The sequence below is a fragment of the Mesorhizobium sp. USDA 3734 genome (genome assembly GCF_056279665.1).
The window spans coordinates 2046184-2069391 of sequence record NZ_JBWCCW010000001.1; the positions used below are offsets into that span (position 1 = coordinate 2046184).

Here is a 23208-nt window from a genome sequence, read left to right on the forward strand (position 1 = left end):
CTTTTGTTCCCTCAAGCCGCGTTCTGAGAGTTGGATCGGGCGGCGGTCAGCACCGCCTGGATGATCGGCTCGTAGCCAGTGCAGCGGCAGATGTTCCCGGACAGCGCCTCGACCACCTCGTCGCGGCTGGGGTTGGGCGTATGGTCGAGCAGCACCTTGGCCGCCATGATCATGCCCGGCGTGCAGAAGCCGCATTGCGTGGCGAACGTGTCGAGGAAGGCGCGCTGCAAGGGATGCAAGACGCCGCTTTCCGAAAGGCCTGATGTCGTGCTGATGGTCGCCCCGTTGCAAGTCTCGGCCAAGGTCAGGCAGGAGAGCCGGAGCTCGTCGTCGATGATGACGGAGCAAGCGCCGCAGGTGCCTTGATGGCAACCGCCTTTCGGCGAGGTGTCGCCGATCTTGTCGCGCAAGGCGTGCAGCAACGTCGTGCCGCTGTCGACGAATTCGGCCTTTTCAGAACCGTTGAGCGTGAATTGAACCGGAACCTTTGCCATGTTTTCCCTCCCAGCGCGCCTGCCCGAACCATCGGACAGACGCGCGCCCCCCGAACGAAATATTATGCGAGCAGCAGCCGGCCGAGATGGACCGGCAGGACTTCGTTGCGATACCAGGCGCTGGCAATCGGATCGGTGATGGGCGAGGTGCCATAACCGGCTGCGGCCAAGGCCGGCGCGATGCCGTCAGCGGTCAGCGTCCGGCCGAGCAGGGCCTTTTCCGCCGCGCTGGCACGCACTGGCCGGTCGGCCATACAGCCGAGCGCGATCCGCGCCGAAGAGACGGTGCCGTCTGGCGACTGTGCCAGAATAGCGGCGATGCTGAGCACGGAGACGCCTTTGGGCTTGACCCTCGACACTTTCAGGAAGCGGAAACTGTCGGCCTTCGGAAGCGTGAAGCTCACCAAAGTGACGATGGCGCGACTGCCGTCCCGATCGGCCAGAAAAGTCTCGATCGGCATCTCGCCGTCATCGGTGCTGATCGTGGCGTCGAGCGCCAGCAGGGCAACGGCGAAATCGCCATAGGGAGCCGGGGCAAACAGATTGCCGCCGACCGTCGCCATGTTGCGGATTGCCGGGCCACCGACGGCGCGGGCGGCCTTGGCAAGTGCGCCGAGGTCCGGATGGCGGGCGATCGCCGCCATGGTCACCGAAGCGCCAATGCGGACTTTATCGCCCGCAACTGCGATGGTGGACAGAGACGGCTCGGTCGAGCGGATAAGACCGGAGACCGAAACATCGCCTTCATTGGCCGCGCGGACCACCAGTGTACCGCCACCGAGATAGCGCGTGCCAGCGGCTTTCAGCGCCGCGTTGGCGTCCTTCACCGTTGCAAAAGTCTGCAGTGCTAGCGCCATGGCTCGGCTCCTGTCAGCTCTGGCCGGCGAAATGGCTTTTCAGGGCGTTGAAGCCGCCCTGGAAGACATTGGCGCCCATGCCCTCGGCAATCTTGTCGGCTTCCTCGGGTGGCGCGTCGAAGCTGGCGGTCCATTCGGCATAGGTGCGGTCGCCATCGGTCACGCGACGCAACTGCAGCGTCGCCTTGTGATTGGTCAGCGGCTGCGGCGTCTCCAAGATGGAGTAGCTGACGAGGAAATTCTGATCGGAGAAGTCGAGCAGTTTTTCACGGATGCGGGCGCCGCTGGCGAGCTGGAAGTTGCGCACGCTGCCGATCGTTGAGGCGTCCTTGCCGTCTTCGATATGGCTTTCCACCATGCGCGGATGCCAACCTGGCAGGCCGTTGAAGTCGCGTATGCGCGCCCAGACCTTTTCGACCGGCGCGTCGATGACGCTGGAGATGGTGACTTTGGCCATTCAAATGTTCCCTTGCAAAAACGATCCGGAGCAAGGGTAGGGCGGCCGCTTCACCGGCGCTTATCAATGCGTCTTGAGCGCGTATCAAGGAGTCTGAAAAAGGGTTGACCTCCGGATTTCTTCCTTTGCCACACTTCAAGATGCATGAAGCCTTTGATTGCGCCGTTTGCCAGCAGCGATTGTAGGCTGCTGGGTCCGTTTTGCGCCAAGCTACCTCTCGCGGCGCATCCGCCTGGCTAGAAAGGGGCGGTGCCATACCGCCCCTTTCTGGACCTCAGTTCCGGCAATTGGGACTGACAGGGTCATATATTCGTGGGCTCACCCCGAGACACTTGGACGTCGGCTCGGCGCCGGCGTTCCCGATGGCCCCTGCCTGGACAGGGTCCACCATGGCTTTGGCGACGAACGAATCTCGAGTCGCCGGGTCGCCCCAAGTATCGAAGTCGCCATTGTCGGCACGTAGACTGTGAACGCCGACGAAGGGGGCGGTATTCGAGTAGGCGGCTTCGCTCACGATCGAGTTCGCCAAAAGGCCGAACACTACAAGTGAAACCGTACGAGTGGTGCGAGTAGTCTGGTTAGAAGCAAAGTACAACATGTCAACCTCCTTTTATTGATTATTAGTCTCTCGTGATTGAGAAACTGCATGGAGGTTACGAACGGGTCCGGAGCCTTCCGTGAAAAAAAGAAGCCCCGATCGTGAAAAACTCGAAACCGGAAATTCTGATTTGACGGGCGATGGCTGCCGGAAAAGGATTGGAGACCTAAGACGTGATACATGATATTGAGCTAAATTACACGATGTGAGGCGTCGTGACCTATGGTCGGAGCAACTGAACCAGACACGCGGCCGTACCTAAAGTTGCTGGGCAGAGTTGCCTTGCACGATTGCGACGGGCGCGACCTGACTCCAAAATCCCGAAGGTCTGTCTGCTTACTCGCTTTTCTGGCGCTCCAGCGCGATGGGCAAGCCACGCGAGAGAAAATCTGCGGATTGCTATGGAGTGGCAGAGGTGACGAACAAGCGCGCGACTCGCTTCGCCAAACCTTGGCCGACCTCAGGCGCACATTCGGAGCAAGAGCCAAGCAGCTCCTTCGAGCCACAAGAGACACGATTGGAATAGATCTGGGAGAACTTCGCGTCGATGTGCGGATAGTCGAACAGATGTTGGCTCAAGGGAACCCCGAAGCAATCCTCTTTGCGGCGGACCATTGGGATGGTGGACTCTTGGAGGGCCTGCTTTCTCCGGATCCCGAATTCGACGCCTGGTTGAGCATCGAGCGGATGCACATAACAGAAATTTTCGTACGTTCGGCTGGCGTGGCTCTGGCGGTCGCTGTTCGAACGGGATGCGAGCCGGACCTTCACAAACTGGCGGAGTATCTCATTCGAATTGAGCCAACAAACGAGGCTGCTCACTCGGCGTTGATTGGATGGGCGCTAGACAAAGGCAATGCATCCGCAGCTCTTCGACGCTATGAGGCATGCCGCGAGGCATTTAGACGTGATCTTGATTCCGAGCCCCCATTGGCTTTACGGCGGCTCGCCGAAGCCGCGCAGGGTCCCCAGCGCGAAGCTTTGAACCGACAAGAATCAGGCCGGTCATTGACTTGCCGGCGGCTGCCTTCCGTCGCGTTGATTGCCAGGCCACCAGTAGGGCCGCCGGAGTTTACCAACGGGCTCGCTGGTTTCCTGTTTGAGGAGCTGGTGGGTGCATTGGGACGATCGCACAGTCTTGCGTTGTTGCTCCCAACGCACCCCGACGAACGCCTCGATGCGACTTACACGCTCACAATGAATATGTGGGTCGACGAAAGGCGACTGCAGGCTTCTTTCAGATTGAGCAGGAACATCGATCGGACGCATCTCCTTTCGGAGCGAATGGACAATGAAAACCTGGGCATTGTTGCAGAGTCGCTGGCCGATTTGGATCGGATTGTCAGTCACGTCGAATACGCAATCGCCACCGACCATCGTCAGGCAGCCAAAGAACTAGAGGACGCTTACAGTCTATGGCTGAATGCCGACCAACTAACCGAAAGTTTTCGTCCTGCTGATCTCGCCAGCGCTGTCTCAATGTTGCATCGAGCCGCCGCGCTGGACTCGGGATTTTCTCGCCCAATCGCAGGACTTGCCTCCATTCAACTTTCTTACCCTATGGCGAATCCCGGCAACGAGGCCACGCCACATTCGTTTAGCGAGGCGCTCGCATTAGCGAAGAATGCAGTGGCGATCGATCCATGGGACGCCAGGAACCACGGAGTTCTAGGATGGGCTTATTATCGCACGGGCCTTTACACCCAAGGTGAAAGGGAGTTCAGACGCGCGGTCGAGCTTGACCCCTGTGATCCTTTGGTATTGATTGCCGCGTCTGAGGGCCTCGCTTACAGCGGTGACGCAAATGCGGCCGTCAGGTATGCCGAAAGGGCGTTTCTGCTTCATCCTGCCGCGCCCGACTTTTTCCACTGCTTCGGACTTCAGGCATTTGCCATACTCGGGGCCTACGAACGAGCCCTTTTCCACGGCTCGGCACTGCGGTCATTCGGATTGGCCGAGCCCCTTGCTTGGAATGCGTTCGCGTTGGCCAAAAGCGCGCGCCACGACGAAGCTCGCGCATCCACGGTTGCATTCCTGCAGGTAGTTGAAAATCATTGGGGAGGCGCGTGTAACTTTAGCCCTGCTGCTGCGCTAAAGTGGTTGGATCAGATCATCCTGGTGGCTGACAGGCACAGACGCGAGGAGTTTCTCGCCTGCATTGCCACACTTCTCACAGAGGTCACAGGTTCTCCGATGCCGATTACTATTTACACCCCATAATTGTCACGAAACCCAGCTCTCGTAGGTATTTTTTTAAGCCTCCTTTGCTCTCATTCACCACCGGTATCACGATATGCACGACAGACTTTTTGTCTCGGACAACCTTTATCGTCAAATCAGCCAACTGCGACGGCTTTATATCGGCTTGCCCCAAGAAGAGTTTTGGGTTCTCGGCGAACTTGTCGAATTCGGCTTTGTCAGTAGCGGCTCGATAAATAAGTTCTCCCACTTTCAGGCAGGCCGTTGAGTTGGCTTTAAAAGTTAGCGACTTGCTGCCCTTTACGGCAGGGATGGTCCGGAGTCGCATCTCATACCTCCTTGGTAAGCTTTTCAAGCTTTCGTAAGTCCAGAATGTATGGCTCAGAGCAATTTTAGAGAACTCTAACACATAAGACCGTCAGCACAAAGAGGGCGTACTGAACCGGTGAACCGAAATTTCGATTTACTTCATCTGGCGCATACTGATGCTCCTGCGGAGTTCATCATCGCTGCACGGGAGTCCGCTGGCAAAGCCGAGATACTCGGCTCGGGACGGGGTCTGACGCGCCAGAATGCGCTGGCATCCTGTCTAGGCGAAATGGCGGAGCGAGCGGCTGCTTCTCAAATCGATGCTCTCCAGATTATTGAGGCGCGTGCAACCGATCTGCCAGGAAGTTCTATCGCGCCCAACCATTTTTGGCAGTTTTCGGATATTCAACTCCGAGATGGTGCCGATCCAGGTGAATTGATCACACCGCGCGCATGGTCGGTCGTCAAGGAACATGTCTCCAACTGCACCAGTTGGTGCCTGGCGAAGCCAAATCGCGCTGGCCCAGACGTATTCGTGCCAATCGTCAACGTCGTGCTCGGTGAGGGACCGACAGATAGCAATGGTCTTGCCGCTGGCATTGACCGCTCCACCGCCCAGGTCGCCGCGCTGCTGGAACTTGTGGAACGAGATGCTGTCGCTATCTGGTGGTACGGACGCATAAGACGTCCTCCGGTGTCGCTCGGAACGCTTGATGAACCGGCCCATTCGGATCTGCGACGTTGGCTTGAGCGGCGGCAACGACGCACCTGGCTCCTGGATCTTACAAACGACCTCGGCGTGCCAGTCATCGCCGCCATTTCGGCCGATCAGAACGGCTCGAATATCGCCTATGGTTTCGCAGCGCATTTGTCGGTCCGGCAAGCCAGCCAGTCGGCCGTCCTCGAGATGTTGCAGAGCGAGCTATCGCTTATCCTCGCCGAGAAGAGGGCGTTGCAGTCCGGTAGGCCAGAAGGCCCAGCCGGACGGTTCTTGTCTTGGTCGCGCTCCGCATCGGTTACACGCATGGCCCACCTCTTGCCCGATCTCGACGCAACGACCATTCCTTCTACCAACTCGCCAGCTGCGGATCTGAGCGATGTAGTTGCGAAAAGGACAGGGGCACCAGTGGTATTTGTGGACCTTGATCTGCCGGACGATACATTCAAAGTTGTTCGTGCATTATCACCTTGCCTCCGGTCATGGCGGCCCAGGTTTCGAAGAGGCCGACTGCAGTCTGTACCTCGGACTCTTGGTTGGGCGCGCGAGGCATTCGACGAGACCTCTTTCGATGGTAACGTCATTCTAATCTAGCATCAGGGATCGCAATATCGACTGATGCTGAAGCCGGTCGGCTCCGCCAGCTAACAAGCGAGAGATAGCGCCGTCATCGCAACATTGGCGCGCTGCGGTAGTTCAATGCCCGCTGGGATCATCGGCAATTCGGCCGAGCGCAAACGAGCTTCCGCTCCGGGTCGATACGCGACGGTCCTGATGGCTATACCGCACGGGCGGCTGGCGGTTGGTTCAGGCGATCGCTCGCGCCGCTTCGCGGTAGAGCGTCGGCGGCACGCCGACATGGTCGCGGAAGAAGCGCGAGAAATTGCCTTGCGTGGTGAAGCCGAGATTGCAGGCGACCGAGATCAGCGGCTCCTGCGACCATTGCAGCTGCCGCACCGCTTCCTCCATGCGCAGCGTGTTCCAGTAGACGTTGGGCGTCAGATTGGTCTGTTCCTTGAACAGCGCGAAGAAATGCGGCCGCGACAGGCCGACGCTGCGTGCCACGTCGTCGAAGCAGATGCGCTCGCAGACATTCGCCTTCATCAACTGGATCGCCTTGCGGACGCGGAAATCCTGCATGGTGTTGATGCGGACACGCGCCTCCTGCGGCGCCGAGGCATCGGCGGCATCGAGCACGCTGTCGATGAAACGCTCGATCTCGTAATTGGCGATGTCGTCGATGCTCTCATTGTCGCTGAGATGGTCGAGCAGATTTGCGGCGGCCTGGTGCAGCCATGGTTCGAGCGTTATCGCCGCCTGCGCAAACAGCGGTGCGGCCGAAGGCAGGTCGCGCCGTCGCCGCGCCCAGTCCGGATCGATGTAGAAGGCGAGAAACAGACCGGGCGTCCCGTTTTGCGATAGAATATGGCTGTGCGGCTGGAAGGAGTTGATGCCGGCGGCGGTGCGCGGTCCAAGCGGCACCGTTTCGCGGCCTATGGTCATTTCTCCGGCCGTGCCTTCCAGCCAGATGATCAGATGTGCCTCGACATGGGCATGGGTGACGAAGTCGCTTGCGACATTCAGGACAGAAACATGTCCGAACCGGCCCCAGTAGAGCCTGATCGCTTCCGTCATGGGTATATCCTCCCGCAGACGACTGGCCTCCCTTCGCCTGCAACGGGGATAGTGTGGCTGAGTTCGGGCCCGCGTCAAGACGCGGGGTTGGGGCGAGGGTGAATGGTGGCCGATGTGGGCGGATTTTCAGACTGAGCGATAGGCGGGAAGGCAAGGTGGCCCTCAAACCGAAGCCGTCATGCCGCCATCGACATACAGCGTATGGCCGTTGACAAAGGACGAGGCATCTGACGCCAGAAACACCGCGGCGCCGATCAGCTCGTCGACATTTCCCCAGCGCCCGGCCGGCGTGCGCTTTTCCAGCCAGGTGGAAAATTCCGGATTGTCGACCAGCGCCTGGTTCATCTCTGTGCGGAAATAGCCGGGCGCGAGCGCATTTATCTGCAGGCCGTATCTCGCCCAGTCGGCGCACATCCCCCGGGTCAGGTTGCGGATCGCACCCTTGGTGGCGGTATAGGGCGCGATGTTCGGCCGGGCCAGTTCACTCTGCACGGAGCCGATGTTGATGATCTTGCCCTTGCCGCGCGGGATCATGTGGCGGGCGACCGCCTTGCCGGCATGGAAGGCGCCCGACACATTGGTCTTGAATAGCCGCTCCCATTGCTCCTCGGGAAAATCCTCGAGCGGGGCGCGGAACTGCACGCCGGCATTGTTGACGAGGACATCGATGGCGCCGATCTCGGCCTCGATGCGGGCAATGTCCGCGTTGACCGCTTCAAAATCGGTGACGTCGAAGGTCGAAGCATGCGCCTTGAAGCCGGCATCACGCAGCGTATCGACCGAGCTGCCGATCCTGGCGGCATCGCGGCCGTTCAGCACCACGCTGGCGCCGTGTTCTGCGAGACCGCGAGCCAAGGCGAACCCTATGCCTTGGCCGGAACCGGTGATCAGCGCAAGCCGCCCATCGAGGCTGAACAGGGAGTTCGTCACGGACTGTCCCGGCCTAGTCGCTGCGGCGGAAATTGCGGATGCGGTCGAACAGCACCGCCAGCAGGATGGCGCCGCCGATGAAGACACCTTGCCAGAAGGCATTGATGCCGAGCAGGCCAAGGCTGTTGCGGATCACCTCGATCAGCGCCGCGCCGACGATGGCGCCGAAGGCGGTGCCGACGCCGCCGGCCAGATTGGCGCCGCCGATGACGGTGGCGGCGATCACCTGGAGCTCCATGCCGGTGCCGAGATTGGTGGTGACGGCGCCCAGCCAGCCGGTCTGGATGATGCCGGCAATGCCCGCCGACAGCGCCGAGATCATGTAGACCGCGACCTTGATCTGTCGCACCGGAACGCCGCGTCAGCGTCGCCGCATGCTCGTTGCCGCCGATGGCGAAGATATGCCGGCCGAACTTGGTCCAACGCAGGATGAAGCCGGTGATCAGTGCCAGAAGGATCATGTAAAGCACCGGATTGGCGATGCCGAACACCCAGGCGCCGCCGCCCAATGCCAGAAGCTTGGCGTGATCCGGTCCGAACTGGAAGACGACGGTGTTGTTGGAGGCGACCATGGCCAGGCTGCGGGCGATCGACAGCATGCCGAGCGTCACCACGAAGGGTGGAAAGCCGAGATAGGCGATCAGGATGCCGTTGAAAGCGCCAATGGCGAGCGCGGTGGCGATCGAAGCCAGGATGCCGACCTCGATCGAGTAGCCGGCATGCATGGTGACGGCCAGCACCATCGACGACAGGCACAGCACCGAGCCGACCGACAGGTCGATGCCGCCGGTGATGATGACGAAGGTCATGCCGAGCGCGATGATGGCGACGAAGGTGATGTTGCGGGTGATGTTGTAGAGGTTCTTCGACGTGGCGAACGCGTCGGTGGCAAACGACAGGAACAGGCAGGCGAGGATGACGGCGATCACCACCCAGAAGGTCTGGCTGGCAAACAACCGCGCGGCCAAGGATTGCTGCTTGTGTTCGATCGGCTGGTCAATTGTCAGTGCCATCGTCGACCTTCATCTGCTGTGCGTGGTGGAATTCGCTGAAATCAAACCTGTTCGATGGCGCCGGTGATCAGCCCGGTGACTTCCTCGGGCGAACTCGACGCAATCGTCTTGTCGGCAACCTTGCGGCCGCGCCGCATGACGATGACGCGGTCGGCGACGGTGAAGACGTCAGGCATGCGGTGGCTGATCAGTACCACGGCGATGCCCTGATCGCGCAAATGGCGGATCAGATTCAGCACCTCGGCGACCTGACGCACCGAGATTGCCGCCGTCGGTTCGTCCATCAGCACGATCTTGGCCTGCGACAGCATGGTGCGGGCAATAGCCACCGCCTGGCGCTGACCGCCCGACATCTGCTTGACGAGGTCGCGCGGACGGGTCTCGGACTTCAATTCGGCGAAGAGCTGGCCGGCGCGCCTGTACATCGTCGCATAGTCGAGGATGCGGAACGGGCCGACGCCGCGCCGCAGCTCGCGGCCAAGATAGACATTGGCGGCGGCGGTCAGATTGTTGCAGAGCGCAAGGTCCTGGTGGACGATCTCGATGCCGTGCTGGCGGGCTTCCGCCGGCTTGTGCAGGATCAATTCCTTGCCGTCCATGTGCATGGTGCCATGGCTTGGGCGGAAATTGCCGGCGATCATCTTGACCAGCGTCGACTTGCCGGCGCCGTTGTCACCCATCAGGCCGACCACCTGTCCGGGCTCGATCGACAGCGAAACGTCGTTGACCGCCTGGATGGCGCCGAAATGCCTTGAGATGTTGGTGAGTTCGAGAACCGCCACCAGCCTTTGCCTCCCCGTGCCTTGCGGCCTGCTGCTGTTCCCGGCGTGAATGCCGGCGCTGCTTTGGCCCCGCTCTCCCCAGCTCCTCCCGGAAACAGCGTTAGCGTTGTTTTACGCAAAAGCCGGCGCGCGTCAATCAATTGTCGGACGAATTGAAGTCCGGGTTATTCTAAAAATCCGTTTTGTAGGACAAATAGCATTGACGTTGGCGGCGAGCCGATATTAGCTAAGCGTCGGAGGAGATTATGCCGATCCCCGCTGGCGGTTCGCCTGACGGAATCGGCGGAGGTTTATCGGTCGAGGGTCCGGCGGCACGCGTGTTTGAGCCGGTCCAAAGCCGCATCTGGAAATGCTTATCGATCTGTCCTGGCGACAAGAGCGCTCGCGAAACGAACGTCTGTCATCACGCATCCGGTCGATCTGTGTGGCGGGCACGCCGTGTCCGTCTGTTTCAAGGGAGGACTGACATGAGGAAAACACTTTTGCTCGCCGCCGTCGCCGCCATGGCATTGGGCGCCGGGCCGGCTTTGGCCAAGAAACAGCTCGTCATCGTTGTGAAAGGTCTCGACAATCCGTTCTTCGAAGCCATCCACCAGGGCTGCGAGAAATGGAACAAGGAAAACGCCAGCTCGGAATATGAATGCTTCTACACCGGTCCGGCGTCGACTTCCGACGAAGCCGGCGAGGCGCAGATCGTCCAGGACATGCTGAGCAAGGCCGACACGGTGGCAATGGCGATTTCGCCATCCAACGCGCCGCTGATCGCGCAGACGATCAAGACCGCCAATCCGACGATCCCGATCATGACGCTGGATGCCGACCTCAGCAAGGAAGATGCAGCCCTTCGCAAGACCTATCTCGGCACCGACAACTATTTGATGGGCAAGAAGATCGGCGAGTACATCAAGAAGGGCAAGCCGAATGGCGGCACGATCTGCACGATCGAGGGCAATCCCGCGGCCGACAACATCCTGCGCCGTGCCCAGGGCATGCGTGACGCATTGTCGGGCAAGGACGGCCTCGCCGCACTGGCCGGTGAAGGTGGCTGGACCGAAGTCGCCGGCTGCCCGGTGTTCACCAATGATGACGGCGCCAAGGGCGTGCAGGCGATGACCGACATCCTCGCCGCCAACCCCAAGCTTGACGCGTTCGGCATCATGGGCGGCTGGCCGCTGTTTGGCGCGCCGCAGCCCTATCGTGATCTGTTCGGGCCGCTCAAGGACCGGATCGCCAGCAACGACTTCGTCATCGGCGCCGCCGACACGATCGGCGACGAGGTGGCGATCGCCCGTGACGGCCTTGTGACTGCTCTGGTCGGTCAGCGGCCGTTCGAAATGGGCTACAAGGCACCGTCGGTGATGATCGACCTGGTCGAGGGCAAAGCCGTCGCCGATCCGGTGTTCACCGGCCTCGACGAATGCACCAAGGACACGGTCGACACCTGCATCCAGAAGTAGGGTTTCGATTTCGGGGCGCCCGGTGACGGGCGCCCCGTCAATTCCTCAACGGACGCGATAGGTTGGGGCAAAAGGCTCCGGCTTTGGTGCGCCCATAATCTGGATTTTCGGCAACGAGATCGGCGCGCCGCGCAGGTTCGGTCCAGTCCGGACGACAGACGGCCGACGCATTGGAACGTGGATGCCGGACGAGAAGTCAAAGAAGCGAGCCGCCCGGGCCAAGGCAGAAGCCAGCTCCCGTCCGGCCATCATGCGCAAGGCTGGTGCCGCGCACTTTGCGGGAGCCAGCGTCCATGTCTCGCTGGCCGGCGAGATTGGCCTGCGGATCGTGCGTGGCGACTATCCGCCCGGCACCATCCTGCCCAACGAAGCCAAATGGGCCGAGATCTTCAATGTCAGCCGTTCAGCCGTGCGTGAGGCCATCAAGATGCTGATGGCGAAAAGCCTGTTGGCATCGCGGCCCAAGATCGGCAGCTGGGTCGAGCCGAAGGAGCGCTGGAACCTGCTCGACCGTGACGTGCTGGCCTGGTACGCGACGGCGCCCGATCGCGAGGCGTTCCTGCGCACCGTGCAGGAATTCCGCCACATCATCGAGCCGGAAGCATCGGCCTTTGCCGCCACGCGGCGCAGCGACGAGCAAATGGCGGAAATCAGCCAGGCCTGCCGCGAGATGGGCGAGGCCTTGAGCCTGCAGGAGCGTATCCGCGCCGACACGCGATTTCACCTCGCCATCCTGCGCGCCTCGGGCAACGACCTCCTGGTGCCGCTCGGCGTGCTGATCGAGTCGGCGCTCGACCATCTCTTCGCATTTACGACGCAGCAGGTCGGCGATCAGCGCCAGGCTCAGAAGCTGCATGAGGCGATCGAAAAGAACATCCGCCTGCAGCGCCCGGCCGCAGCGCGTAACGCCGTGCACAAGCTGCTTGCGGATACCGATGAAGGGATCGGGCGCTGGAGGCGGTGATCCACGCTTGCGTTTGGCAATCTCAAATCGTCTGTTTCTTCCCATCCTTCATCGGCATCAGGTCGACACCGTTCACCTCAGCGATATGCGTCGCCAGCATCGGCACGAATTGCTCGGCCGGGCCGGTTGCATGGGCACCGGCGAAGGAGTTCTTGGTGGCGTTGCCGAGCGGGTTGGCGATGCCGGCGGCACCGGCCATGGATTCCAGATAGGTCAGGTCCTTGAAGGCGTTGGCGATGGTGAATTTGTGGGCGTCGCGGTCGCCCTCCAGCGTCCAGCGCATAAAGGTCTGGTAGAAGCCACAATCCATACGGCCATTGCGGATGACGCTGTCGAAGCGCGGCGGCGAGATGCCGACCTTCTCAGCCAATGCCAGCGCCTCGGAATAGATCGCGGCATAGCCGAGCGAGATGAAATTGTTGAGCAGTTTCATGCGGTGACCGTCGCCGGTGTCGCCGATATGGACGATGCGCCCGGCCCAGGTTTCGATCACCGGTTTCACCCTGGCAAAGAGGGCGTCCGGCGCGCCGACCATGGCGTCGAGCGTGCCTTCCCAGGCTTCCTTCGGCGTGCGGCTGAGGGGTGCGTCGACAAAATCGACGCCGAGCGCCTTGAGTTCCGCTGCCAGCGCTACTGTCGAGACCGGATCGGAGGTCGAGCAGTCGACGACGACCGAGCCCTTTTTCAAGCCCTCCTTGAGGCCGCCGGGGCCGCGAATGATGGCTTCGACCTCGCGTGAGCCGGTGACGCAGATGAAGACGATTGTCGATGCCGCCGCCACATCGCGCGAGGTCGATGCTTCCTTCGCACCCCGACCGAGCAGGTCCTCCGCCGGCTTGCGGTTCTTGCGGCCGAGGAAGGTCAGGCTGTAGCCCTTGTCGACGATGTTCTTGGCGATCCCGTGCCCCATCAGGCCAAGGCCGATGAAGCCGATCTTTTCGCTCGCGGCAGTCGTGTTCATGTCTTCAAGTCCTGTTGCAATGATTGATGTCAGGCGCTGCCGTTTTGCAGGCGAGGGTGGTTGCGGATGGCGATATTGTCTGACAATACACATAAATCCCAGAGGATGTGGAGAGCAAAATGACGAAGCGGATCATGTTCACCGGCGGCAGCGGCAAGGCCGGACGCCATGTCGTGCAGTATCTGGTGGAGCAAGGCTGCCAGGTGCTCAACATCGACACCAAGCCGCTCGACAATCCAAAGGTGCGTACGCTGATCACCGACATCACTGACAGCGGGCAGGTGTTCAACGCGCTGTCGAGCTATATGGGCCTGCATGAATTCGACCCGTCGCTGCGTCCCCAGCCGGTCGATGCCGTGGTCCATTTCGCCGCCATTCCGCGCATCATGATCACCACCGACAATGAGGTGTTCCGCATCAACGCGCTCGGCACCTACAACGTCATTGAGGCGGCGGTGAAGCTCGGCATCCGCAAGGTTATCATCGCTTCCAGCGAGACCACCTATGGCCTGGTCTTCGCCAACGAACCGCGCGATCCCAAATATTTCCCGCTCGACGAGGACTATGATGTCGACCCGATGGACAGCTATGCGTTGTCCAAGATCGTCAACGAGAAGACGGCGCGTGCCTTTGCGCAGCGCGATGGTACCGACATCTACGCCTTGCGCATCGGCAACGTCATCGAGCCGCACGAATATTCGCTGTTTCCGAAATGGTTCGCCGATCCGGGGTTCCGCAAGCGCATCGCCTGGAGCTATGTCGACGCGCGCGACCTCGGCCAGATCACGCTGCGCGCCATCGAGAAGGACGGCCTCGGCTATCAGGTTTTCAACGCCGCCAATGACGACACCTCGTCCGACCTGCCGACCGCTGAACTCTTGAAGCGGTTCTATCCGGGCGTTCCGGTCAAGGCCGAGCTCGGCGAATACGAGACGCTGCTCTCCAACCGCAAGGCGCGCGACGTGCTGGGTTTCCGCCCGGAGCATAGCTGGCGCAAATACGTCAAAACCGCCTAAGCGAGCAGGCAAACGGGGTTGGGCTGTGCATAGCAGTGCGCTTTGCGGCCCAACCGTTCGGTGGTGCTTGACAGCCTCTGCAAACCGGCCTTTCTGAAGTCTATGCGGGACGCAAAGCCGAACAAGGAAAAATCGCCGAAAAAGCCTGCAGCCGCCGAGCGCCCCTCAGGTGTTCGCCGGCCCGACGCGGCGCGTATTCCCGGCGCCAGCGTGCACACGTCGCTGGCCAGCGAGATTGGCCTGCGGATCGTGCGCGGCGACTATCCGCCCGGCACCATCCTGCCCAATGAAGCGAAATGGTCGGAGACCTTCAGCGTCAGCCGCTCGGCGGTGCGCGAAGCAATCAAGATGTTGATGGCCAAGAGCCTTTTGGCCTCACGCCCCAAGATCGGCAGCTGGGTCGAGCCGAAGGAACGCTGGAACCTGCTCGATCGCGATGTGCTGGCCTGGTACGCGACGTCGCCGGACCGCGAAGTGTTCCTGAAGACCGTGCAGGAGTTCCGCCACATCATCGAGCCGGAAGCGACGGCGTTTGCCGCGATGCGGCGCACGGACGAACAGATGGCCGAGATCAGTCTGGCCTGCCGTGAGATGGGAGAGGCGACGAGCCTGCAGGAGCGCACCCGCGCCGACACGCGATTTCACCTCGCCATCCTGCGCGCCTCGGGCAACGACCTCCTGGTGCCGCTCGGCGTGCTGATCGAATCCGCCTTCGATCATCTCTTTGCCTATACGACGCGGGAGATCGACGATCTCAACCACGCTCAGAAGCTGCACGAGGCGATCGAGAAGAACATCCGCCTGCAGCGGCCGGACGCGGCACGCAATGCCGTGCGAAAGCTGCTCGCCAACACCGACGGCGTCATCCGCGCCCGATAACCCGATAAAGGGAATAGCTTCTAGTCGTCCTTGTCGCGCCCGAAAGCGGTGCGCAGTTCGTTCTTGGCGTCCTCAAGCACTTTTTTGCGCGTGGCAGGCAGGTTCTTGCCCGCGCGGTTGATGTAGAAGTTGAGCATCGACATCGCGGACTGGAACGGCTCGGCCTTGCGCCGGTGGCTGTGTTCGGCGGATCGCTTGAGCGAGGCGGCGATATTCCTGGCGTCGTCAGATTCGAAGACGTGATCCTCGAGATCCATCGCGTCGCTGTGCTCGGTCACCTCGGCCGACCATTTTTTCCTGGTGGCGGTCATGGCTGGACTCCTCTGCGGGTTTGCTTGTCGGGAAACTCCGCATACTGGCATCGGTTCCTGCATTCGCCTTAGGTCTGGAGCCACGGATTTGCCCGCTGTGGCGCTGCTGCGGCCTGAGAATGCGCCGATAGTGGCGCAAACGGCAGCCGATTTTCGAGACAGCCGACAGGAAACGCCTTGACCCGAACCGATTTGAGCCGGCCGAGCCCCGGCATCGACAGCTCCTATGCCTGGATGCGGCTTGCCATTTCGATGCTGCTGGCGACGATCGGCGCCGTCGGCATGTGGGCTGTCGTCGTGGTGCTGCCCGCCGTGCAGGCCGAATTCGGCGTCGACCGCGCCGCGGCGTCCATGCCCTACACCGCGACCATGATCGGCTTTGCCGCCGGCAACGTGCTGGTCGGGCGCGCCATCGACCGGATGGGCTACTGGATCCCCGCGCTGCTCTCTACGATCGCGCTTTCCGCCGGCCTCCTGCTCGCGGCGCTGTCGACCTCGATCCTGCAATTCACCCTTGCTCAGGGGTTGCTGATCGGTGTCGGCACGTCGGTGATCTTCGGGCCGCTGATCGCCGATATCTCGCACTGGTTCAACCGCCGGCGCGGCGTCGCCGTGACCGCGGCGGCCGCCGGCAACTACCTCGCGGGAGCGTTCTGGCCGACCATCATGCCGACGCTGATGAAGGCGGAAGGCTGGCGTTTCACCTATGCGGCAATCGGCATCTTCTGCCTGGTCACCATGGTGCCGCTGGTGCTGATGCTGCGGCGCGGCGCTCCTGAGGCGGCCGCCGCCGGTTCGCCCGGAAGCCGGACGGTGCAGCCGATCTCGCTGTCGCCGGCGGCGTTGCAGGTGCTGCTGGTCGTCGCCGGGCTCGGCTGCTGCGTGGCGATGTCGATGCCGCAGGTTCATATCGTCGCCTATTGCATGGATCTCGGCTATGGCGTGGCGCATGGCGCCGACATGCTGTCGATCATGATGGCAGGCGGCGTCGTCAGCCGGCTGGCATCGGGCTTTCTCGCCGACCGCATCGGCGCTGTGTGGACATTGATGATCGGCTCGGTGCTGCAGTGCCTGTCGCTGCTGTTCTACATCCCGTTCGACGGGCTTGCCTCGCTCTATGTGGTGTCGCTGGTGTTCGGCCTGTCGCAAGGCGGCATCGTGCCTTGCTACGCGATCATCGTGCGCGATTACATGCCGGCCAAGGAGGCCGGGCAGCGTATTGGTATCGTCATGATGGCGACGATCTTCGGCATGGCGATCGGCGGCTGGATGTCGGGCTGGATCTATGACCTGACCGGCTCCTATGCGGCTGCGTTCCTGAACGGTATCGCCTGGAATTTGCTGAACATACTGGCGATCGGACTGTTGTTCTGGAGAGCAAAGCGCGGCGCCGCTGTGATGGCCTGAACTGTCCCCGACCATTTGGTTTGGAAACTGCGCGGCTTGACAACCACCCAAGGCTGCGCGACGCCGGAAGGCGAGTGTGTGCGGCAATAGGCCGGTTTGGCATGGCGACAGTGGCAAAGAATATGGTTCTGCAAGCGCTTGGTTGCACCAGCCTGTCGCAAGGAGCGCGTCCTTGACCAAGCCGCGCTCACGCCGGGGCGGCGGCCGCCCGACCATATCCGATGTCGCGCGCAAGGCCGGCGTCGGCGCCATCACCGTGTCGCGCGCCTTGCGCGAGCCGGAGCGTGTCTCGGAAGAATTGCGCCGCCAGATCCAGGCCGCCGTCGACGAACTCGGTTACGTGCCGGACCCGAATGCACGGGCGCTGGCCTCGGCGCGCGCCGAGGTGTTCGGCGTGCTGGTGCCGTCGCTCACCAACAATGTCTTCGCCGAGGTGGTGCGCGGCATCTATGACAGCCTGTCGGCCAGTCCGTTCCGCATCCAGCTTGGCAACACCCATTATTCCGGCCTCGAGGAAGAGCGGCTGCTGCAGGTGTTCGGCTCGCAGCGGCCGGCGGCACTCATCGTCGCCGGCATCGACCAGACGCCAACCTCGCGAAAGCTGCTGGAGAGCGCCGGCTGCCCGGTGGTGCAGGTCATGGAGACCGGGCCCGATCCGGTCGACATGATGGTCGGCTTCTCGCATCTCGATGGCGGCCGGACGGCGACGGAACATCTGGTCGAGGCGGGCTGCCGCCGGATCGGCTTCATCGGCGCGCGCATGGATCCCCGTTCGCAGCGGCGTCTTGCCGGCTATCGCGCGGCGATGGAGGCTGCCGGCCTGTTCGACCCGCGCCTTGTCACCACCACGCCGGTGCTGTCCAGCGTGTCGCTCGGCCGAGAGATGCTCCGCGACGCGCTGGCCAAGGTGCCGACGCTCGACGGTGTCTTCTGCAACAATGACGACATCGCGCTCGGTGTGTTGTTCGAGTGCCATCGCGCCTCGATCGCGGTGCCGAAGACGATCGGCATCGTCGGCTTCAACGACCTCGACATGATGCAGGTGGCGTTTCCATCGATCACCAGCATCCGCACCCATCGCTATGAGATCGGCAGGCGTGCAGTCGCCATGGCACTGGCGGCGATTGCCGGCAACAGGCCGGAGCAACGGATCGTCGATCTCGGTTTCGAACTCAAGCGCCGCGAGAGCACGGCGCGTTGAAACGCACAGAGGCGACTGTGCGAATGCCGGTTTACACACCAATTTGGTAGCGCTACCATCTTTGGTGAACGGGTGGACAAGCGACAGGTCGCGCCTGTTTATTATACATAAGCGACAACTAAACCTTGTTTATTATGGATAATATGATAATTTTCGCCCCGCTGGCGGCGACAAGGGAGGAACCGGGTCGGCCACCACCGGCGGCCAAAAAACGCGCATGGCGAGGCGGGAGGTGCCGGTCCATCGCTGGGAAATTTCGCAGAGCGAAAATCACAATCAGAACTGCAATCGGGAGGATTATCGATGATCAAGTCACTTGTTGGTGGCATCGTTGCCGCCAGTGCATTCGTCATGCTCAATTCGGCCGCCATGGCCGCCGGGCCCGAGGTCGTGCCGGGCCCCGCCGCTCAGGCGGACTGCTTCGCGCCGTGGAGCGCGGATACGAAATTCTTCAAATATCCCAAGAAGGAAGGCCCGTTCCGCATCGCTTTCGCCAATGGCTATATCGCCAACACCTGGCGCATCCAGATGGTGCAGACCGCCAAGGCGTATGCAGCGCAGCCCGACGTCAAGGCCAAGCTCAAGGAATTCAAGGTCGTGTCGACCGGCGAGGACGTGCCGGCGCAGATCTCGGCGATCAACAATTTCATCGATTCCGGCTATGACGCCATCGTCACCGACGCGCAGAACCCGACCGCCTTCGGGCCGGTCATCAAGCGCGCCAAGGAAGCCGGCATCGTGCTGGTCGCCTTCGACAACATCCTCGACACCAAGGACGCCATCAACGTCAATGTCGACCAGAAGGGGCTTGGCGAATTGTGGGCCAAGTGGCTGGTCGCCAAGATACCGAACGGCGGCAAGGTCCTGGAAGTGCGTGGTGTGGCCGGCACCTCCGTAGACACCGACCGCCACAATGGCATCCACGAGGTCTTCGACGCTTCCGGCAAGAAATGGGACGTCACCGAAGTCGCCGGCAAATGGGATGACGGCGTGGCGCAGAAGGTGACCGCCGACGCGATTGCCACCAACGGCCCGTTCGATGGCATCACCGGGCAGGGCGGCGACACCGGCATCGTGCAGGCGATGATCGACGCCAAGCATCCGTTCGTGCCGTTCGGCGGCGAGACCGAGAACGGCTTCCGCAAGTTCTGCGCCGCGCATTCGGCCGACGGGCTGAAGTGCTCGTCCGCTGGTTCGGGCCCTGCCCAGGTTGCTGTCGCCATCAAGACGGCGATTGCCGCGCTCGAGGGCGAAGTGGTGCCGCAAGAAGTGAAGCTGCCGCTGGCGATCGCCGAAGACCCGAATATGAAGGAAGGCACGGATTACTTCGCCAAGGAATCCGACAATTTCTTCGTCGGCAACTCCTTCCCGACCTGCGGCATCAATTTCAGCGCCCAGGAAATCATGGGTCAGACCAAGGAAAACCAGTAAATCATCGCTGGCTATCGCCTGGCGCCGCGGCTTAGGCTGCGGCGCCTGTTTCCAATCCCATAATCGCCCTGGGAGGGCCGATGGACGGTGTGGCTACGCTCTTTCGCATGGAAGGCATATCCAAGCGCTATGGCGGCGTGCGGGCGCTGGAAAAGGCCGAGCTCGTCGTGGAGGCCGGCAGCATCCACGCCATTCTCGGTGAAAACGGCGCTGGCAAATCGACGCTGATCAAGGTCATGGCCGGTGTGGTGGCGCCCGACGAGGGCCGCATGACCCTGGACGGGCGCGAGGTGGCCTTTGCCTCACCCGGAGCTGCCAACAAGGCCGGCATCGTCTGCATCTTCCAGGAACTGTCGCTGGTCCCCGAGCTCAGCGTTGCCGACAACATCGTCATTTCCGATCCGCCCAAACGCTTCGGCATGATCGACCGCAAGGCGCAGCGCCGCATTGCGGAAGAGGCGCTGGCACGCGCCGGTGCGGCCGACATCCACCCGCTGGCGCTGGTCAAGGACCTGCCACTGTCGCGCCGGCAGATGGTCGAGATTGCCAAGGCCCTGGCCCGCAAACCGCGCATCCTCATCCTCGACGAAGCGACCTCGGCGCTGACGGCGGCTGACGTCTCGAAGATCTTCGCGGTGCTGAAGCGGCTGCGCTCGGAAGGGCTGGCGCTGCTCTACATCTCGCACCGCATGAACGAGATCGCCGAACTGGCCGACCAGTGCACGGTGTTCCGCAATGGCCGCAATGTCGCCAGCTATCCGGCCGGTTCGAAGAGCGACAATGAAGTGGTCGAACTGATGATCGGCCGCGAATACAGCCACATCTTTCCGCCCAAGCCGGCGGCCGTGCCTGCCACCGCGGCCCCCAGGTTAGAGGCCCGCAAGCTCTCCTGGGCCGACCGGCTGCACGACATCTCGCTCACCGTCAGGGCGGGCGAGGTGGTCGGCCTCGGCGGCCTCGACGGCCAGGGCCAGCGCGAATTGCTGCTCGCCTTCTTCGGCGTGCTGCGCGGCCTCGGCGGCCAGATCCTGATCGACGGCAAGCCTGTGTCGATTACCAGTCCATCCGTTGCGCGCGACGACGGTATCGGCATGGCGCTCATTCCCGAGGACCGCAAGACCGAAGGCCTGATGTTGCCGATGACGGTGCGCGAAAACCTGTCCTTCGCAGCCCTCGATCGGCTGTCGAAGGCGGGCATCATCGATCGCGCCGCCGAGCAGCGGCTGATCGACGACATGGTCGGCCTTCTGGCAATCAAGACGGCGGGTCTCGACATTCCGGTCGGCGCGCTGTCAGGCGGCAACCAGCAGAAGGTGGTCATCGCCAAATGGCTGATGCGCCAGCCGCGCATCATCCTGCTCAATGATCCGACGCGCGGCATCGATGTCGGCACCAAGCAGGAACTGTATCAGTTGATGCGCAAGCTTGCCGATGCGGGGGCTGCGATCCTGTTCTATTCGACCGACTATGACGAGCTGATCGGCTGCTGCGACCGTGTGCTGGTGCTCTATGACGGGGCGGTCAAGCGCGAGCTGGTCGGCGCCGAGATCACCGAGCGGGCGCTGATATCAAGCGCACTCAACATCCATGGCGAGGAGAGCCCGGTGGGCCTGGGAGCAAGTGCGTGAAAGATTGGCGCTACTGGCTGGCCGAGCAGCGTGGAACGCTGCTGGCATTCGGCATTTTCATCGTCATGTTCGTCATCTACACCTCGAACCATCCGGCCGGCTTCACCGCCAATGTCGTGCAGACGGCGTCCAACAAGGGTGTGCTGCTGGCCTTCGTCGCCATGGCGCAGACGCTGGTGGTGATCACCGCCGGCATCGACCTGTCCGTCGGCATGATCTTCCTGCTCACCAACTGCCTGGCCTCCTGGCTGGTGGTCGGCACACCGATGCAGACGACGCTCGGCGTCATCGCCGTGCTGGCGGTGGGGCTGCTGTGCGGCGCCATCAATGGCGCCATCGTTATCTATGGCCGGCTGCAGCCGATCGTCGCCACCATTGCCACAGGGGCCGTCTATTACGGCATCGGCCTGTTGCTGCGGCCATTCCCGGGCGGCTCGGTCAATGAGGATCTGGCCGACGCGCTGACCGGCCGTGTGTTCGGCGTGGTGCCGGCGAGCCTGGTCGTGCTGTTGGTAATCGTGCTGGTGATCTGGGTGCCGTTCAGCCGCTCGGTGCTCGGCCGCGCCGCCTACGCAGCCGGGTCGTCGGAGACGGCGGCCTACATGTCCGGCGTGCCGATCCGGCGCGGCAAGTTCGCTGCCTACACGCTGGCCGGCCTGCTGGCGGCGATCGGCGGCCTGTTCCTGACCTTTTTCACCTATACGGGCGAGGCGGCCTACGCCAGCGGCAACTCCTACACGCTGTTTTCGATCGCCGCGGTGGTGCTCGGCGGCGTCTCGCTGTTCGGCGGCAAGGGCAGCGCGATCGGTGCGATCTTCGGCGCACTGGCCTTCCGCACCATCGGCGACCTGTTGTTCGTCTTCGATTTCGATCCGCTCTGGCAGCCGCTGTTCCAGGGCGTTATCCTGCTGGTCGCCGTCAGCCTCGGCGCCTTCGCCCTGTTTCGGGTCCGTAACCGGCTGGAGTGGTTCCTGTGAGCGAAACGACGCTTGGCGGCATTGCCGGCCGCATGCCCAGATTCATCCGCCGCGCCGATCCGGCGGTGCTGACGGCCTTTGCCTGCATCGTGCTTTTGCTGTTCCTGGGCAGTCTCTATTCCAGAAGCTTCCTGTCGCCTGAATATCTTCTGCAGCAGCTCAAGGTGGCGTCGTTCCTCGGCGTCATCGCCACCGGCATGATGCTGGTCATCCTGCTTGGCCAGATCGACCTGTCCGTGCCGTGGGCGGTGGCGGCGGGCGCGATGATGGCCTGTGCGGCGGCGGCCTATGGTCCAGTCGGTGTGGCGCTCGCCATTCCGTTCGGTATTCTCTGCGGCATGCTGATCGGCGTCGTCAACGGCATCGGCGTCGCCTATCTGCGTATCCCCTCGATGATCATCACGCTGGCCACCAACGCCGTCGCGCAAGGGCTGATGGTCGTCTACACCGGTGGCTTCTCGCCGCAGGATTCGGCAACGGGCGCGATGCGCTACCTGGCAACCGGCTTCACCATTCCGGGCGTGCCCAACGCGGTCATCATCTGGGCGCTGATCGGTGCTGCAATTGTGTTCGTGCTGACCCGCACCAGCTTCGGCCGCACCGTCTACGGCATCGGCAACCGCGAGCGTGCCGCCTACCTCTCCGGCATCGACACACGGCGCGTGGTGATGATCGCCTTCGCCGTGTCGGGCGGGCTCTCGGCTTTCGGCGGGGTGCTGCTCGCCGGCTATGCCTCCAAGGCCGCGCAGTCGATGGGTGATGCCTATCTGCTGCCATCGATCGCCGCTGTCGTGCTGGGCGGCACCTCGATCCTGGGTGGGCGCGGCTCCTATCTCGGCACCGTCGCCGGCGTGATCCTGATCACGCTGCTGCAATCCATCCTGTCGGTCATGCAGATGCCGGAGGCGGGGCGGCAGATCATCTACGGCGTCGTCATCGTCGCCATGCTGCTGCTCTACGGCCGCGCGCCGGCAAGCCGCTGAC

Annotated in this window: 21 protein-coding genes and 1 pseudogene; 12 read left to right on the plus strand and 10 right to left on the minus strand. The window is 62.2% G+C overall.

Annotated features, from left to right (window positions below; genetic code table 11):
- Positions 1–11: 11 nt before the first annotated feature.
- From ACZ89F_RS09820 to ACZ89F_RS09830, 3 genes are all read right to left on the minus strand, one after another.
- Positions 12–494 carry a (2Fe-2S)-binding protein gene (locus ACZ89F_RS09820; RefSeq protein ID WP_476091514.1) on the minus strand — a complete coding sequence of 161 codons (483 nt, stop codon included), beginning with the start codon at positions 492–494 and terminating at the stop codon, positions 12–14.
- A 62-nt stretch (positions 495–556) separates the two neighbouring features.
- Entirely contained in the window at positions 557–1351 is a 795-nt protein-coding gene (locus tag ACZ89F_RS09825) for an FAD binding domain-containing protein (RefSeq protein ID WP_476091515.1), read from the minus strand.
- A 13-nt stretch (positions 1352–1364) separates the two neighbouring features.
- Positions 1365–1808, minus strand: a complete 444-nt coding sequence (locus ACZ89F_RS09830) for an SRPBCC family protein (protein WP_476091516.1) — start codon at positions 1806–1808, stop codon at positions 1365–1367.
- Positions 1809–2955: 1147 nt separating this feature from the next.
- On the opposite strand from ACZ89F_RS09830, the gene ACZ89F_RS09835 reads away from it, so the two are divergent.
- A complete protein-coding gene (locus ACZ89F_RS09835) occupies positions 2956–4626 on the plus strand; it encodes a BTAD domain-containing putative transcriptional regulator (RefSeq protein ID WP_476091517.1) in 1671 nt (556 codons plus the stop codon).
- Here the strand turns inward: ACZ89F_RS09835 and ACZ89F_RS09840 are convergent.
- Entirely contained in the window at positions 4610–4933 is a 324-nt protein-coding gene (locus ACZ89F_RS09840; protein WP_476091518.1) for a hypothetical protein, read from the minus strand. The genes ACZ89F_RS09835 and ACZ89F_RS09840 overlap by 17 nt on opposite strands.
- Before the next feature lie 117 nt (positions 4934–5050).
- On the opposite strand from ACZ89F_RS09840, the gene ACZ89F_RS09845 reads away from it, so the two are divergent.
- On the plus strand, positions 5051–6226 hold the full coding sequence (locus ACZ89F_RS09845) for a YcaO-like family protein (protein ID WP_476091519.1): 1176 nt from the start codon (positions 5051–5053) through the stop codon (positions 6224–6226).
- Between the two features lie 213 nt (positions 6227–6439).
- Here ACZ89F_RS09845 and ACZ89F_RS09850 read toward each other — a convergent pair whose 3' ends face one another.
- The 4 genes and pseudogenes from ACZ89F_RS09850 to ACZ89F_RS09865 all read right to left on the minus strand — a co-directional run bounded on the left by ACZ89F_RS09850 (position 6440) and on the right by ACZ89F_RS09865 (position 9992).
- Complete coding sequence (locus ACZ89F_RS09850; RefSeq protein ID WP_476091520.1) at positions 6440–7267, minus strand: helix-turn-helix domain-containing protein; 828 nt, start codon at positions 7265–7267, stop codon at positions 6440–6442.
- Positions 7268–7429: 162 nt separating this feature from the next.
- A complete protein-coding gene (locus ACZ89F_RS09855; protein ID WP_476091521.1) occupies positions 7430–8197 on the minus strand; it encodes an SDR family oxidoreductase in 768 nt (255 codons plus the stop codon).
- Between the two features lie 13 nt (positions 8198–8210).
- Positions 8211–9210, minus strand: a pseudogene (locus tag ACZ89F_RS09860) (ABC transporter permease).
- Positions 9211–9251: 41 nt separating this feature from the next.
- Positions 9252–9992 (minus strand): ATP-binding cassette domain-containing protein, encoded by a 741-nt coding sequence (locus ACZ89F_RS09865; RefSeq protein ID WP_476091522.1) that lies wholly within the window; start codon positions 9990–9992, stop codon positions 9252–9254.
- Positions 9993–10459: 467 nt separating this feature from the next.
- Between ACZ89F_RS09865 and ACZ89F_RS09870 the strand changes: the two genes are divergently transcribed.
- The gene (locus tag ACZ89F_RS09870; protein ID WP_136621389.1) at positions 10460–11449 is read left to right on the plus strand and encodes a sugar-binding protein; all 990 of its coding nucleotides are present in this window, start codon (positions 10460–10462) and stop codon (positions 11447–11449) included.
- 181 nt (positions 11450–11630) lie between these two features.
- On the plus strand, positions 11631–12413 hold the full coding sequence (locus ACZ89F_RS09875) for a FadR/GntR family transcriptional regulator (protein ID WP_476091523.1): 783 nt from the start codon (positions 11631–11633) through the stop codon (positions 12411–12413).
- Between the two features lie 22 nt (positions 12414–12435).
- On the opposite strand, the gene ACZ89F_RS09880 is transcribed toward ACZ89F_RS09875, so the two are convergent.
- On the minus strand, positions 12436–13374 hold the full coding sequence (locus tag ACZ89F_RS09880; protein ID WP_476091524.1) for an NAD(P)-dependent oxidoreductase: 939 nt from the start codon (positions 13372–13374) through the stop codon (positions 12436–12438).
- A gap of 119 nt (positions 13375–13493) precedes the next feature.
- Between ACZ89F_RS09880 and ACZ89F_RS09885 the strand changes: the two genes are divergently transcribed.
- A complete protein-coding gene (locus ACZ89F_RS09885; protein ID WP_476091525.1) occupies positions 13494–14390 on the plus strand; it encodes an NAD-dependent epimerase/dehydratase family protein in 897 nt (298 codons plus the stop codon).
- A 102-nt stretch (positions 14391–14492) separates the two neighbouring features.
- Complete coding sequence (locus ACZ89F_RS09890) at positions 14493–15269, plus strand: FadR/GntR family transcriptional regulator (protein WP_476091526.1); 777 nt, start codon at positions 14493–14495, stop codon at positions 15267–15269.
- Positions 15270–15289: 20 nt separating this feature from the next.
- Here ACZ89F_RS09890 and ACZ89F_RS09895 read toward each other — a convergent pair whose 3' ends face one another.
- Positions 15290–15580, minus strand: coding sequence for a DUF3175 domain-containing protein (locus ACZ89F_RS09895; protein ID WP_476091527.1), 291 nt, complete (start codon positions 15578–15580; stop codon positions 15290–15292).
- A gap of 177 nt (positions 15581–15757) precedes the next feature.
- Here ACZ89F_RS09895 and ACZ89F_RS09900 point away from each other — a divergent pair, with 177 nt between their 5' ends.
- From ACZ89F_RS09900 to ACZ89F_RS09925, 6 genes are all read left to right on the plus strand, one after another.
- Positions 15758–16987: an MFS transporter gene (locus ACZ89F_RS09900; RefSeq protein ID WP_476091528.1), complete on the plus strand. Its 1230-nt coding sequence runs from the start codon at positions 15758–15760 to the stop codon at positions 16985–16987.
- A gap of 172 nt (positions 16988–17159) precedes the next feature.
- The gene (gntR, locus tag ACZ89F_RS09905; RefSeq protein ID WP_476091529.1) at positions 17160–18188 is read left to right on the plus strand and encodes an HTH-type transcriptional regulator GntR; all 1029 of its coding nucleotides are present in this window, start codon (positions 17160–17162) and stop codon (positions 18186–18188) included.
- A 303-nt stretch (positions 18189–18491) separates the two neighbouring features.
- Positions 18492–19619, plus strand: a complete 1128-nt coding sequence (locus tag ACZ89F_RS09910) for a sugar ABC transporter substrate-binding protein (RefSeq protein ID WP_476091530.1) — start codon at positions 18492–18494, stop codon at positions 19617–19619.
- Positions 19620–19699: 80 nt separating this feature from the next.
- Positions 19700–21247, plus strand: coding sequence for a sugar ABC transporter ATP-binding protein (locus tag ACZ89F_RS09915; protein WP_476091531.1), 1548 nt, complete (start codon positions 19700–19702; stop codon positions 21245–21247).
- The gene (locus ACZ89F_RS09920) at positions 21244–22224 is read left to right on the plus strand and encodes an ABC transporter permease (RefSeq protein ID WP_476091532.1); all 981 of its coding nucleotides are present in this window, start codon (positions 21244–21246) and stop codon (positions 22222–22224) included. The genes ACZ89F_RS09915 and ACZ89F_RS09920 overlap by 4 nt, the downstream gene beginning before the upstream one ends.
- Positions 22221–23207 carry an ABC transporter permease gene (locus tag ACZ89F_RS09925; protein WP_476091533.1) on the plus strand — a complete coding sequence of 329 codons (987 nt, stop codon included), beginning with the start codon at positions 22221–22223 and terminating at the stop codon, positions 23205–23207. The genes ACZ89F_RS09920 and ACZ89F_RS09925 overlap by 4 nt, the downstream gene beginning before the upstream one ends.
- The last annotated feature ends 1 nt before the right edge of the window (position 23208 follow it).